At 45.6% G+C, this 952-nt stretch carries 1 protein-coding gene; it reads left to right on the top strand.

All coding sequences use genetic code 11. From position 1 onward, the window contains the following. Nucleotides 1-39 precede the first annotated feature (39 nt). Nucleotides 40-952, top strand: a 913-nt coding sequence (locus AC1DSE_RS35810) for an FtsK/SpoIIIE domain-containing protein (protein ID WP_477529187.1), incomplete at its 3' end; no start/stop codon positions are given.

Genomic DNA, 952 nt, shown 5'->3' with positions numbered 1-952 from the left:
GTTTTATACAACAGATGATGCAGGGAGGCTGATTCATTCATGGAGGGTGGGGGGAAAGGGAAATCAAATGAAAAAGAAAGCTTTGCACAATATCTAACACGCATATGCGGAATTACGCTGGCGGTTTGTATTGCGTTGCAATTTCTAAATGTGCCAGAGGTGATATCGCTATTTGCGCTGCAGCTCATCCGCTATGTACTTATGCTATTTGGTTTGTTTGTAGCGTTGCCYGCAGCCATGCAATATGTATGGCGCAACCGGCTTAGATGGTTGGAGCGATATCGCGAATGGAAGCAACGAGAACGACCGATCATGATGCCAGTAAGCGCTCTTCAGGGGCAGGTAGAGTCACAGCCCGTAAGTGTTTCTGATGTTTCAACCAACCAATTGATGAGTGCTCCAACTAATCCCTTATCGGATGGTCCATTGATCGCTCCCTTTTCATATTTGCCGGTTAATCCTAAACCACATTCTACATCTATATTGCGAGTTGAGGGGGCTGGTCAGCTAATCTCTGATGCCCTGCAGCTGGCCGGTATTCCGTTGGAAGGTGAAATTGATGTTTTAGCAGTAGAGAGTGGTCCGACGCTTCAAGCGATTTCCTTTCAATTGCCGCCGAAAGTGCAGCTCTCCAAATTAATTAGCAAGAAAGAAGATATTGCTAATCATATTGGTCACCATATGGGGTTTGATGTGACGTCTGCTCCGCAATTTAGAAGTGCAGCAGCCTTTGTCGTGCCACAAGCCGACCGTGCATTTGTTTATATGCGGGATATGGTACACGAACTTATAGCTTTTGCTGAGGATGCAGCCTTGCCCGTAATTTTCGGTAAGGATATTCTTGGAAAGCCTATTCTTCAGGATTTAGCACGTATGCCGCATTTACTTATCGCGGGTGCAACCGGTTCGGGTAAATCGGTATGCATTAATACACTTATCAATTCGTTACTAC

It is taken from the genome of Paenibacillus sp. 01L418 (genome assembly GCF_056400045.1).
Note: the sequence above shows the minus strand (reverse complement) of the source record. Positions and strands in the feature narration are given on the sequence as shown.